Here is an 11,785-nt window from a genome sequence, read left to right on the forward strand (position 1 = left end):
GCGCCTGCACGAGCGCGGCATCGTGGTCTATCTGCGGGCCAGCGTGGACGAACTGTTCCGCCGCACCTGCCGCGACCGCAACCGTCCGCTGCTGGCCACCGCCGACCCGCGCGGCACCCTGCGCGAGCTGATGACGCTGCGCGAACCCCTTTACAAAGAAGTGGCCGACATGGTCGTGGAAACCGGCACCATGCCCGTCCACACCCTGGTCAAGGCCCTGCTGCCCCAACTGCAAGCCTTCGAGAAGCGCATATGAACGTAGTCGACGTCGAAACCCCGGGCGGGAGCTATCCCATCCATATCGGCCCGGGCCGCCTGGACGCCCTGGACCAGTGCATTCCGGCCGACGCCACCGCCATCGCCGTGGTGACCAATCCCACCGTGGCCGCCCTGTACGGCGAGCGCGCCGAAGCCGCGCTGGCCCGCAGCGGCAAGCGGGTGCTGCGCATCGAGCTGCCCGACGGCGAGGCCTACAAGGACTGGCAGTCGCTGAACCTGATCTTCGACGCGCTGCTGGCGCAGCGCCTGGACCGGCGCTGCGTGCTGGTGGCGCTGGGCGGCGGCGTGATCGGCGACATGACCGGCTTTGCCGCCGCGGTCTACATGCGCGGCGTGCGCTTCCTGCAGGTGCCCACGACGCTGCTGGCCCAGGTGGACTCCTCGGTCGGCGGCAAGACCGCCGTCAACCACCCGCTGGGCAAGAACATGATCGGCGCCTTCTACCAGCCGATCGCCGTCGAGATCGACACCGACGTGCTGGGCACGCTGCCGGCGCGCGAGGTATCGGCGGGCCTGGCCGAAGTCATCAAGTACGGGCTGATCCTGGACGCCGGCTTCTGGGCCTGGTGCGAGGAAAACGTGCAGAAGCTGCGCGCGCTGGACCCGGACGCCATCGCCTACGCCATCCGCCGCTCCTGCGAGCTGAAGGCGCAGGTGGTGGGCAAGGACGAACGCGAATCCGGGCTGCGCGCCATCCTGAACCTGGGCCACACCTTCGGCCACGCCATCGAATCGGGGCTGGGCTACGGCGCCTGGCTGCACGGCGAGGCGGTGGGCTGCGGCATGGTGCAGGCCGCCGAGCTTTCCGCCGACGTGGCCGGATTCGACCGCGACGACGTGGCCCGCGTGCGCGCCCTGGTGGCCGCCATCGGCTGCCCGGCCGTGGCGCCGGACCTGGGCGCGGACCGGTGGCTGGAACTCATGCAGGTGGACAAGAAAACCGAGGGCGGCTCGATCCGCTACGTGCTCATGAACCGCATCGGCGCGGCCGTCATCCAGGCGGCGCCCGACGATGCCGTGCGCGCCGTGCTGGCCCGCACCACCCAATAACCGCGAGGAGGGCGGTGTTGCAGATGAAAGAACTGGCTTCCTATGCATCCCACCCGTCTCAATCGCGCGGACGGACCTATGCCGAACCGCCGCCGGAAAACCGAACCGAATTCCAGCGCGACCGCGACCGCATCGTGCATTCGGGCGCTTTCCGGCGCCTGGAGTACAAGACCCAGGTCTTCGTCAACCACGAAGGCGACCTGTTCCGCACCCGGCTGACGCACAGCCTGGAAGTCGCGCAGATCGCGCGCACCCTGGCCCGCAGCCTGGGCCTGTCGGAAGACCTGACCGAAGCCATCTCGCTGGCCCACGACCTGGGCCATACGCCTTTCGGCCATGCCGGCCAGGACGAGCTGAACGCCTGCATGCGCGAACTGGCGCCCGAGGCCGGCGGCTTCGAGCACAACCTGCAGAGCCTGCGCGTGGTGGACGAGCTGGAGGAACGCTATGCGGACTTCAACGGCCTGAACCTGTGCTTCGAAACGCGCGAGGGCATCCTGAAGCATTGCTCGGCGGCCCACGCGCGCCAGCTGGGCGAAGTGGGCGAGCGCTTCCTCAACCGCACCCAGCCCTCGCTGGAGGCGCAGCTGGCCAATCTGGCCGACGAGATCGCCTACAACAACCACGACATCGACGACGGCCTGCGTTCCGGCCTGATCACGCTGGAGCAGCTGCAGGAGGTGTCGATCTTCGAGCGCCACCACGCCCACGTGCTGCTGCGCTATCCCGGCCTGGCGCCGCGCCGCGCGGTGGCCGAAACCATACGGCGGATGATCAACACGCTGATCGTCGACCTGACGCGCACCTCGCTGGCGCGCATCCGCGAATACGCGCCGGCCAGCGCCGACGATGTGCGCCGCGCCCCGCCGCTGGCGAGCTTTTCCGAAGAAATCCGGCGCGAGGCCGACCAGTTGAAGAAATTCCTGTTCGACAACCTGTACCGCCACTACCGCGTGCTGCGCATGACCACCAAGGCGCGCCGCATCGTGCGCGAACTGTTCGTCGCCTTCCTGGAAGATCCGCGCCTGCTGCCGCCCGACTACCGCCGCCCGGCGCCGGACCAGCAGCCCCGCGCCATCGCCGACTACATCGCCGGCATGACGGATCGCTACGCGATCCGGGAGCACCGGCGCCTGTTCGAGATGTCGTGACGGCGTATCACCGGTGCTTGCGGTACGGCTCGTCCTCGGGCACGAAGGTGGCTTCGGCGCGGGCTTCCTGCATCCACGACTGCATGGCGGGCAGGGCCAGCACGGCGTCCATGTAGTCGCGCACCGGGCCGGCGGCTGCGATGCCGTAGGTGGTGAAGCGCGACACCACGGGCGCGAAAAAGGCGTCGGCGATGGAGAACGCGCCGAACAGGAACGGCCCGCCGCGGCCGAATTCGGCGCGGGTGTCCTGCCAGAGGGCCTGCATGCGGGCGATGTCCTGGCGCGCGGCCTCGGGCAGGTCGATGCCGGGCAGATGGGCTTCGATGTTCATCGGCAGCGCCTGGCGCAGCGCGCCGAAGCCGCTGTGCATCTGGGCGGACAGCGAGCGCGCCCGCGCGCGGGCGCGCGCGTCCTGCGGCCACAGCTGCGCCTCGGGATGGCGTTCCGCCGCGTACTCGCAGATGGCCAGCGAATCCCAGACCGCGAAGTCGCCGTCCAGCAGCACGGGCACCAGGCCCGCCGGCGTGAGCGCGCCCAGGCGTTGCGCGAACGCCTCGGAGAACAAGGCGAGCTTCTGCTCTTCGAAGGGGATGCCGGCGGCGCGCAGCGCGATCCACGGCCGCATGGACCAGGAAGAGTAGTTCTTGTTGGCGATGATCAGGGTGTACATGCCGCGGGTCCCCTTATGGGTTGAGAGTGGTCACGATTGTTGCGCGGTGCGGCGCAGCAGCTTGCCCAGGTACTGGCCGGTGTGGCTGGCCTCGGTGGCGGCGACCTCCTCGGGCGTGCCCTGGGCGACCACGCGGCCGCCGCCGTCGCCGCCCTCGGGGCCCATGTCGACGATCCAGTCGGCCGTCTTGATGACGTCCAGGTTGTGCTCGATGATGAGCACCGTGTTGCCGCTGTCGACCAGCTGGTTCAGCACCTGCAAAAGTAGCTCGATATCGCGGAAATGCAAGCCCGTGGTGGGCTCGTCCAGGATGTACAGCGTGCGCCCGGTGCTGCGGCGCGACAGTTCCTGCGACAGCTTCACGCGCTGCGCCTCGCCGCCGGACAGGGTGGTGGCGCTCTGGCCCAGCCGGATGTAGGACAGGCCCACGTCGATCAGCGTGTGCAGCTTGCGCGCGATGGCCGGCACGGACTCGAAGTATTCGAGCGCCTGCTCCACCGTCAGGTCCAGCACCTCGCTGATGTTGCGGCCGCGGTAGCGGATCTCCAGCGTCTCGCGGTTGTAGCGCTTGCCGTGGCAGACGTCGCAGGGCACGTACATGTCCGGCAGGAAGTGCATCTCCACCTTGACCACGCCGTCGCCCTGGCAGGCCTCGCAGCGCCCGCCCTTGACGTTGAAGCTGAAGCGCCCCGGATCGTAGCCGCGGGTGCGCGCCTCGGGCACGCCGGCGAAAAGCTCGCGGATGGGCGTGAACAGGCCCGTGTAGGTGGCCGGGTTGCTGCGCGGCGTGCGCCCGATGGGGCTCTGGTCCACGCTGATGATCTTGTCGAAATTCTCCAGCCCCTGCATCGAGGCGTAGGGGGCGGGCTCGCTTTGCGCGTGGTGCAGCTGGCGCGACACGGCGACGGCCAGCGTGTCGTTGACCAGGGTGGACTTGCCCGATCCGGAAACCCCGGTCACGCAGACCAGGCGGCCCGCCGGGATGCGCAGGTCCACGTTCTTCAGGTTGTTGCCGGTGGCGCCCGACAGCACCAGCCAGGGCTGGTCGTCGCCGACCGGGCGGCGCTCGGGAATCGCGATGGCGCGCGCGCCGCTGAGGTACTGGCCGGTCAGCGAGGCCGGGTCGCGCTGCACCGTGTCGGGGTCGCCCTGGGCCACCACTTCGCCGCCGTGCTCGCCGGCGCCCGGGCCCATGTCCACGACCCAGTCGGCCATGCGGATCATGTCTTCGTCGTGCTCGACCACGATGACGCTGTTGCCCAGGTCGCGCAGGTGCTGCAGGGTGCCGATGAGGCGGTCGTTGTCGCGCTGGTGCAGGCCGATGGAGGGCTCGTCCAGCACGTACATCACGCCGGTCAGGCCCGAGCCGATCTGGCTGGCCAGACGGATGCGCTGCGCTTCGCCGCCCGAGATGGTGTCGGCGCTGCGGTCCAGCGACAGGTAGTTCAGGCCCACGTTGTTCAGAAAGCTCAGGCGCGCCTCGATCTCGCGCACGATGCGCTGCGCGATCTCCTGCTTGGCGCCGGTCAGGCTGAGCGCGCGGAACCACGCCAGGCAGGTCGACAGCGGCATGGCCTCGACCTCGTAGATGGCCTGGCCGTGGCGCTCGCCGCCGCGCGGGTCCTGGCCGATCAGCACGTTGCGCGCCTCGGGGCGCAGGCGCGAGCCGGCGCAGTCCGGGCAGGTCTTGATGTTGCGGTACTTGCCCAGCTCCTCGCGCACGGTGGCCGAATCGGTCTCGCGCCAGCGGCGTTCCAGGTTCGGGATTACGCCCTCGAACGTGTGGCGCTTGACCGTGCTGCGGCCTTTCTCGTTGAGGTAGAGAAACGAGATTTCCTCGTCGCCCGAGCCGTACAGCACCTTGTCGCGCAGCGCCTCGGGCAGCTCCTCGAAGGGCGTTTCGATGTCGAATTCGTAGTGCGCCGCCAGGCTGGTCAGAAGCGAGTGCGTGAACGCGTTGCGGCGGTCCCAGCCGCGGATGGCGCCGGCGGCCAGGCTCAGTTCGGGGAAGGCGACCACGCGCTTGGGGTCGAAGAAGCCGACCTGGCCGATGCCGTCGCAACTGGGGCAGGCGCCCATGGGATTGTTGAAGCTGAACAGGCGCGGCTCCAGCTCGGGCAGGCTGTGGCTGCAAACCGGGCAGGCGTAGCGGCTGGAGAAGACCTGTTCGCGCCCGCCGTCCATGTCCAGCGCCAGCGCGCGGCCGTCGGCCAGCTGCAGGGCGGTCTCGAAGCTCTCGGCCAGGCGCTGCTTGCTTTCGGGCCGGATGCGCAGGCGGTCGATGACGACGTCGATATCGTGCTTCTCGGTCTTCTTCAACGGCGCCATGCCGTCGATTTCCATCATCTGGCCGTCGACGCGCAGGCGCACATAGCCCTGCGCCTGCAGGCTGGCGCATTCGTCCTCGAAACTGCCTTTCTTGCCGCGTGCGATCGGCGCCAGCACCGCCAGCCGGGTCTCGGGCGCCCAGGCCAGCGCCGCGTCCACCATCTGGCTGACGCTTTGCGCCTGCAGCGGCAGGCCGTGGTCCGGGCAATAGGGCGTGCCGACCCGCGCGTACAGCAGGCGCAGGTAGTCGTGGATTTCGGTGATGGTGCCGACGGTGGAGCGGGGGTTGTGCCCGGCGGCCTTCTGCTCGATCGAGATGGCCGGCGACAACCCCTCGATCAGGTCCACGTCCGGCTTGTCCATCAGCTGCAGGAACTGGCGGGCGTAGGCGGACAGGCTCTCCACGTAGCGCCGCTGGCCCTCGGCGTACAGGGTGTCGAACGCCAGGGAAGACTTGCCCGAGCCGGACAAGCCGGTCACGACCACCAGTTTGTGGCGCGGCAGGTCCAGCGAGACGTTCTTGAGATTGTGGGTGCGGGCACCCCGAATGCGTATCGCGTCCATCGGGCTCTTAAGCGGTTTCAAAGGCCAACTTGGTACTATAGCGCGCCGGCCCCCCTCGCGTTCCGGGCAGTCCTCCAGCCCTCGCAGGCCCCGGGGCCGGCGCCGCACCGCCAAATCAGACCGTGAGCGTATGACTCCCACGCGCGCGCATAGCCCCAGTCATTGTTGAAATTTCCGCATGCCGGCAGATAAAAAACTGAAATTGACCCCGTCCGAGCGCCGCGCCAGCGTGGCGCTGGCGGGCCTGTTCGCCGCGCGGATGCTGGGCTTGTTCCTGTTGCTGCCCGTGTTCGCCGTGGCCGCCAGCGGCATGCCGGGCGGCGACGACCCGGCCCGCGTCGGCCTGGCGCTGGGCATGTACGGCCTGACCCAGGCGTTCATGCAGATCCCGTTCGGCCTGGCGTCCGACCGCTGGGGGCGGCGTCCGGTGGTCCTGTTCGGCCTGCTGCTGTTCGTGATCGGCAGCGTCGTCTGCGCGCAGGCCCCGGACGTCTACTGGATCACCATCGGCCGCGCCATCCAGGGCGCCGGCGCGATCTCCGCGGCGGTCACCGCCTGGCTGGCGGACGCCACCCGCGACGAGGTGCGCACGCGCGCCATGGCCATGGTGGGCGGGTCGATCGGCCTGTCCTTCGCCGTGTCGCTGGTGCTCTCGCCCGTGCTGGTGGGCTGGTGGGGCCTGTCGGGCCTGTTCTGGACCATCGCCTGCCTGGGCGTCGTCTGTGTGGCCGTGGCGCGCTTCGTCGTGCCGGTGGTGCCGCGCACGCAGGCCCGCAGCATGCAGGCGGCCAGGCCGCGCGAGGTCCTGACCCACCGCGACCTGCTGCGCCTGAACTTCGGCGTGTTCGTGCTGCACCTGATCCAGGTGTCGCTGTTCGTGGTGGTGCCGGCGCTGCTGGCGCAGGCCGGCGGCCTGGACGCGCGCGACCTGTGGAAGGTCTATCTGCCGGTGATCCTGGTGTCCTTCGTGCTGATGGTGCCGGTGGTGTTCGTCGCCGAAAAACGCCGCGCCCACCGCGGCGCGCTGCGCGCGTCGGTGGCGGGGCTGATCGTGGTGTGCGCGCTGCTGCCGGCCGCCAGCCACGGCTTCTATACCCTGGCGATCGCGCTGACGGGCTTTTTCGTGGCGTTCAACGTGCTGGAGGCCCTGCAGCCCTCGCTGGTGTCGCGCGTGGCGCCGCAGGCCTACAAGGGCCTGGCGCTGGGCTTCTACAACACCGCCCAGGCCGCGGGCCTGTTCGCCGGCGGCGCGCTGGGCGGCTGGCTGGCCGCGCATTCCGGGGCCAGCGCGGTGTTCATCGCCGCGGCCGTGCTGTCGGCGCTGTGGCTGGCGGTCACCTGGGCGCTGCGGCCCCTGGCGTAAACCCTGGTGGGCGGCAAAGTCACGGATCTCGCGCCGAACGGCGTCCAACAGCGGGCAAATCCCGAAGCAACGGGGACGGTTTTGTCACTATTTCCGTTTGGCGCGCCGGACTCTTTTCGTCGATAATACATACCAATCCAAGGGCTTCACCCGGCGTCGCCGGTCATCGTAATGATGACCGGCGTGTTTCATGAAGCCGGTCTTCAACATCGCTTTTATGTTGTTGCCGGCGCGTCCGCGGCAACGCACAGGCGCAGGCTGTCAACAACAGAGGGACAACGGCATGGCATCGGTTAACAAAGTCATACTCGTGGGCAATCTGGGACGCGACCCGGAAGTCCGCTACAGCCCCGACGGGGCGGCAATCTGCAATATGTCCATTGCCACCACCTCCACCTGGAAAGACAAGGCTTCCGGCGAGCGCCGCGAAGAAACGGAATGGCACCGCGTGGTCATGTACAACCGCCTGGCCGAAATCGCCGGCGAATACCTGAAAAAAGGCCGCTCGGTCTACATCGAAGGCCGCCTCAAGACCCGCAAGTGGCAGGACAAGGAAACCGGCGCTGACCGCTACAGCACCGAAATCGTCGCCGACCAGATGCAGATGCTGGGCGGACGCGACGACAGCAGCGGCGGCGGCGCCAGCTACGGCGGTGGCGGCGGCTTCGACGAGGCCCCGCGCCAGCAGCGCGCCCCGGCGCAACGCCCGGCGCCCCAGCAGCGCCCGGCCCCCGCGGCGGCCCCGGCCAGCAGCGGCGCCAACCTGGCGGACATGGACGACGATATTCCGTTCTAAGCCGGGTGAGTTCACGGCGGGTACAGGCCCGCGTCCCCTTGGGGGCGCGGGCTTTTTGTTTGTTGGCGGGGGTGTGAAATATTCAGTTTCACAAAACCGCTGGCGCTATCTACCTAGTAGTAGATAAGATTCATCCATCGACGCAGCACACCAACCGAATCCGCCGCCGTCGAAACCAGAAATACAGTAGTCCGTCTTTTTTATTTACCCAGTTATCTACCTATAAGTAGATAGTTTGTTTGAACAGCAACACCATCCTTATCCGGAGATTGACCATGAAGACCCTCGTATCCGCCCTGATCCTGTCCGCTTCCTTCATCGGCGCCGCCCAGGCCGGCGAACTGGACTATCCGCCCGCCCTGAACACGGAAAGCACGCTGACGCGCGCCCAGGTGCAGCAGGAGCTGGCCGCCGCCCGCGCCAATGGCGAGCTCGCGTTCGGCGAAGAAGGCTATGCCGCCACGACTTACGCCGCCCGCGCNNNAATGGCGAGCTCGCGTTCGGCGAAGAAGGCTATGCCGCCACGACTTACGCCGCCCGCGCCGACAAGACCCGCGCCCAGGTGCAGCAGGAACTGGCCGCCGCCCGCGCGCAAGGCCTGACCGACAGCGCCGAACTGGCCTACCCGCCGGTGCAGGGCTGAGTTTTTTTCCCCAGTCATCTATCTATACATAGATAGCGTCATCCACACCGCTATCGCCGTACCGATCCATTAGGAGCCCGACCATGAAGACCCTCGTATCCGCCCTGATCCTGTCCGCTTCCTTCATCGGCGCCGCCCACGCCGGCGAGCTGGACTATCCCCCGCCGCTGAACACCGAAAGCACGCTGACGCGCGCCCAGGTGCAGCAGGAATTGGCCGCCGCCCGCGCCGCCGGCCAGCTGGAGTTCGGCGAAGAAGGCTATGCCGCCACGACTTACGCCGCCAGCGCCGACAAGACCCGCGCCCAGGTGCAGCAGGAACTGGCTGCCGCCCGCGCCCATGGCCTGACCGACAGCGGCGAGCTGGACTATCCGCCCGTGCAAGGCTGAGCGTGATGCCGACGCATGCGGGCCCCGGGAAGCGGGAATCTTCCCGCCGGGGCCCGCGCGGCGTTACCGCGGCGTAATCCGCCGCATCGATGACGAATTGACCTATTAGTAGGTAATATTCAGCCATGGACACTCCGACCCCCAGCACCACTCGCGAACTGCTACTGGCCCACGCCGAGAAGCTGATTCGCACGCGCGGATGCAACGGCTTCAGTTACCGCGACCTGGCCGAGCACGTGGGCGTGAAGACGTCCAGCATCCACTATTACTTTCCGGGCAAGGACGACCTGTTGTACGAAGCCGTCGAAGCCTACAGCGCGCGCGCGCTCGGCGCCGTGCGCAGCATCGACACCGCGCAGCCCGCGCGGGCGCAGCTCGACCAATACCTGTCGCTGATGGAATCGCGTTCCTGCGGTTCGGGCGAACTGTGCCTGGGCGGCATGCTGGCCGCCGAGGTCAATTCCCTGCCGGAACGGGTGCGCGGCGCCCTGCAGGGTTTCTTCCGGGCGCACGAAGCCTGGCTGGCGCGCGTGCTGGCCGAAGGCGCGGCGCAAGGCACGATGAAGTTTTCCGGCACCCCCGAGGCGGCCGGCCGCGCGGTATTCGCGACGGTGCAGGGCTGCATCCTGGTGTCGCGCCTGTTCCAGCAGCCCGCCGCCCTATGCGAGGCGATCGGCGCGTTGTATGTGCAATGCGAGGGCGCGGTCTAGCTACCAAAAGGAGGCCCCCCGGCTCTGCCGGGGAGGCAGTAGAAGTTTGACTTTTCAGGAGGTTGTCCACCGTAGAGACTTTCAATCGTGAGCCGCCAAGCAAACGAAAGGAAGAAACACGATGGACAAGTATGAAAGTTTGAGTCACACGGCCTGGGATTGCAAATATCACGTGGTCTTCATCCCCAAGTGTCGAAGGCGAACGCTGTACAAGCAGCTACGCGAACACCTGGGTGAGGTATTCAGAAAGTTGGCCGCGCAAAAGGAATGCAGGGTTGAAGAGGGGCATCTGATGCCCGATCACGTGCACATGATGCTGTCGATCCCACCGAAGTACTCGGTGTCGCAGGTGGTGGGCTTTATCAAAGGCAAGAGCGCAATCCACCTTGCGCGGGTGTACGGAGAGCGAAAGCGCAACTTCGTGGGTCAGCACTTCTGGGCGCGAGGGTACTTCGTCTCGACGGTGGGACGCGACGAAGCGGTGATACGGGAGTACATCCGAAACCAGGAGAAGGAAGACGAGAGGTTGGACCAACTCGGTCTATGGAGGTGAGTAGCCACCGATAGGTGGCCCCAAGAATGAGGGGCCGCGTTAGCGACCCCTTACAGCCGCTTTGAGCGGCTCACATCCCGAATGCCCCCGGCTTTGCCGGGGGATGGTTACTTTGTGGCGCCCGATGGGTTGCGCGCGCTTGCCGGTTGGTTTCTCATTCCGAATGTCTCGCGCTACACCCATCCTACGGTGGTGAGACCGTAGGATGGGTGTAGCGCGAGATTTTCTGAGCAAAAACTCATATTTCGAACGCGCGCAACCCATCGGGCGCCGCCCACCCCCTACTCCACAAGCAGGGCGCGCGCCATGTCGACGCTGGTGCGCTGCTGCACGCCCAGGTCCCGCATGCGCTGCTGGAACGCCGCCTGCGCGTCGGCGAAGCCGGCCACGGGGCTCATGCAGTCGGTCAACAGCACCAGCCGCGACAGCTCGCGGCCAGGCAGGTGCTCGGCCAGGTGTTCGACGGTGGCCTTGACGCAGTGGCTGCCGGCTTCGCCGGCGACGAGGATGATCTCGGCGCGGTCCAGCGCNCGAGGTCAATTCCCTGCCGGAACGGGTGCGCGGCGCCCTGCAGGGTTTCTTCCGGGCGCACGAAGCCTGGCTGGCGCGCGTGCTGGCCGAAGGCGCGGCGCAAGGCACGATGAAGTTTTCCGGCACCCCCGAGGCGGCCGGCCGCGCGGTATTCGCGACGGTGCAGGGCTGCATCCTGGTGTCGCGCCTGTTCCAGCAGCCCGCCGCCCTATGCGAGGCGATCGGCGCGTTGTATGTGCAATGCGAGGGCGCGGTCTAGCTACCAAAAGGAGGCCCCCCGGCTCTGCCGGGGAGGCAGTAGAAGTTTGACTTTTCAGGAGGTTGTCCACCGTAGAGACTTTCAATCGTGAGCCGCCAAGCAAACGAAAGGAAGAAACACGATGGACAAGTATGAAAGTTTGAGTCACACGGCCTGGGATTGCAAATATCACGTGGTCTTCATCCCCAAGTGTCGAAGGCGAACGCTGTACAAGCAGCTACGCGAACACCTGGGTGAGGTATTCAGAAAGTTGGCCGCGCAAAAGGAATGCAGGGTTGAAGAGGGGCATCTGATGCCCGATCACGTGCACATGATGCTGTCGATCCCACCGAAGTACTCGGTGTCGCAGGTGGTGGGCTTTATCAAAGGCAAGAGCGCAATCCACCTTGCGCGGGTGTACGGAGAGCGAAAGCGCAACTTCGTGGGTCAGCACTTCTGGGCGCGAGGGTACTTCGTCTCGACGGTGGGACGCGACGAAGCGGTGATACGGGAGTACATC

13 protein-coding genes and 1 pseudogene are annotated in these 11,785 nt (G+C 67.1%); 11 read left to right on the top strand and 3 right to left on the bottom strand.

Going from position 1 to position 11,785, the window contains the following annotated elements:
* The 3 genes from C1I89_RS24790 to C1I89_RS24800 form a co-directional block, all read left to right on the top strand.
* Positions 1 to 256, top strand: a 256-nt coding sequence (locus tag C1I89_RS24790) for a shikimate kinase (RefSeq protein WP_308810288.1), incomplete at its 5' end; no start/stop codon positions are given.
* Positions 253 to 1,329 carry a 3-dehydroquinate synthase gene (gene aroB, locus C1I89_RS24795; protein WP_102775057.1) on the top strand — a complete coding sequence of 359 codons (1,077 nt, stop codon included), beginning with the start codon at positions 253 to 255 and terminating at the stop codon, positions 1,327 to 1,329. The genes C1I89_RS24790 and aroB, both read left to right, overlap by 4 nt.
* Before the next feature lie 23 nt (positions 1,330 to 1,352).
* Entirely contained in the window at positions 1,353 to 2,480 is a 1,128-nt protein-coding gene (locus C1I89_RS24800) for a deoxyguanosinetriphosphate triphosphohydrolase (protein WP_102775370.1), read from the top strand.
* Between the two features lie 7 nt (positions 2,481 to 2,487).
* Here C1I89_RS24800 and C1I89_RS24805 read toward each other — a convergent pair whose 3' ends face one another.
* Together C1I89_RS24805 and uvrA are read right to left on the bottom strand one after the other, a co-directional pair.
* A complete protein-coding gene (locus C1I89_RS24805) occupies positions 2,488 to 3,150 on the bottom strand; it encodes a glutathione S-transferase family protein (RefSeq protein ID WP_102775058.1) in 663 nt (220 codons plus the stop codon).
* Positions 3,151 to 3,180: 30 nt separating this feature from the next.
* Positions 3,181 to 6,042: an excinuclease ABC subunit UvrA gene (uvrA, locus tag C1I89_RS24810; RefSeq protein ID WP_102775059.1), complete on the bottom strand. Its 2,862-nt coding sequence runs from the start codon at positions 6,040 to 6,042 to the stop codon at positions 3,181 to 3,183.
* Positions 6,043 to 6,220: 178 nt separating this feature from the next.
* Here uvrA and C1I89_RS24815 point away from each other — a divergent pair, with 178 nt between their 5' ends.
* From C1I89_RS24815 to tnpA (C1I89_RS24840), 6 genes are all read left to right on the top strand, one after another.
* Complete coding sequence (locus C1I89_RS24815; RefSeq protein ID WP_102775060.1) at positions 6,221 to 7,405, top strand: MFS transporter; 1,185 nt, start codon at positions 6,221 to 6,223, stop codon at positions 7,403 to 7,405.
* 283 nt (positions 7,406 to 7,688) lie between these two features.
* On the top strand, positions 7,689 to 8,201 hold the full coding sequence (ssb, locus tag C1I89_RS24820) for a single-stranded DNA-binding protein (RefSeq protein WP_102775061.1): 513 nt from the start codon (positions 7,689 to 7,691) through the stop codon (positions 8,199 to 8,201).
* Between the two features lie 562 nt (positions 8,202 to 8,763).
* Positions 8,764 to 8,844: a hypothetical protein gene (locus C1I89_RS35980; RefSeq protein WP_440130667.1), complete on the top strand. Its 81-nt coding sequence runs from the start codon at positions 8,764 to 8,766 to the stop codon at positions 8,842 to 8,844.
* Positions 8,845 to 8,927: 83 nt separating this feature from the next.
* Entirely contained in the window at positions 8,928 to 9,233 is a 306-nt protein-coding gene (locus C1I89_RS24830; protein ID WP_102775062.1) for a DUF4148 domain-containing protein, read from the top strand.
* 125 nt (positions 9,234 to 9,358) lie between these two features.
* Complete coding sequence (locus C1I89_RS24835) at positions 9,359 to 9,943, top strand: TetR/AcrR family transcriptional regulator (RefSeq protein WP_102775063.1); 585 nt, start codon at positions 9,359 to 9,361, stop codon at positions 9,941 to 9,943.
* A 121-nt stretch (positions 9,944 to 10,064) separates the two neighbouring features.
* Positions 10,065 to 10,496: an IS200/IS605 family transposase gene (tnpA, locus tag C1I89_RS24840; protein WP_026437438.1), complete on the top strand. Its 432-nt coding sequence runs from the start codon at positions 10,065 to 10,067 to the stop codon at positions 10,494 to 10,496.
* 281 nt (positions 10,497 to 10,777) lie between these two features.
* Here tnpA (C1I89_RS24840) and C1I89_RS35985 read toward each other — a convergent pair.
* A pseudogene (locus C1I89_RS35985) lies at positions 10,778 to 11,026 on the bottom strand (cysteine hydrolase); the annotation flags it as partial.
* A gap of 26 nt (positions 11,027 to 11,052) precedes the next feature.
* Between C1I89_RS35985 and C1I89_RS24845 the strand changes: the two are divergent.
* The gene (locus tag C1I89_RS24845) at positions 11,053 to 11,286 is read left to right on the top strand and encodes a hypothetical protein (RefSeq protein ID WP_258231521.1); all 234 of its coding nucleotides are present in this window, start codon (positions 11,053 to 11,055) and stop codon (positions 11,284 to 11,286) included.
* 121 nt (positions 11,287 to 11,407) lie between these two features.
* A partial coding sequence (gene tnpA, locus C1I89_RS24850) for an IS200/IS605 family transposase (protein ID WP_102775064.1) occupies positions 11,408 to 11,785 on the top strand: 378 nt, incomplete at its 3' end.

Source organism: Achromobacter pulmonis, from assembly GCF_002885955.2.
Taxonomy (GTDB): domain Bacteria; phylum Pseudomonadota; class Gammaproteobacteria; order Burkholderiales; family Burkholderiaceae_B; genus Achromobacter; species Achromobacter pulmonis_A.